Below are 383 nucleotides of genomic sequence, written 5' to 3' on the forward strand. Positions count from 1 at the left end.
CATTCTTGGGTCTCCTGTTACTCCTGCATAAACATCCTGACCACCTTCTACTGTATTTGAAAAGCCATATGCTGCTGTTCCTGCGCCAATTGCCATTACTCCTACTGTAGCCACTAAAGGAAGTGCCATACCACAGGTTGCTACGACAAGCATTCCTCCCAGAATCATGGTTCCGACTCCGACAAGTGTTTTCACAATGCCTTCTTCTGTTCTCAGTCGGATAGATTCCTGCCACTGCTGTTGCTGCAGTTCATAGAACTCCTCACAGGAGTTTACCCTGTCCTTCACCTGCTCGAGATATGTACTTAACATTCCATCCATCATCTGTGCCAGTTGGAAGGACTCTGTTGCATTCACAACCGATGCATCATATGCACTGATTG

The 383-nt window shown here is 46.7% G+C and carries 1 pseudogene; it reads right to left on the reverse strand.

What is annotated here, in order from left to right:
• A pseudogene (locus tag DXB43_RS14975) lies at positions 1–383 on the reverse strand (hypothetical protein); the annotation flags it as partial.

Origin of the sequence: Roseburia sp. OM04-10BH, from assembly GCF_003462605.1 — a bacterium.
In the GTDB taxonomy this organism is placed as follows: domain Bacteria; phylum Bacillota; class Clostridia; order Lachnospirales; family Lachnospiraceae; genus Roseburia_C; species Roseburia_C amylophila.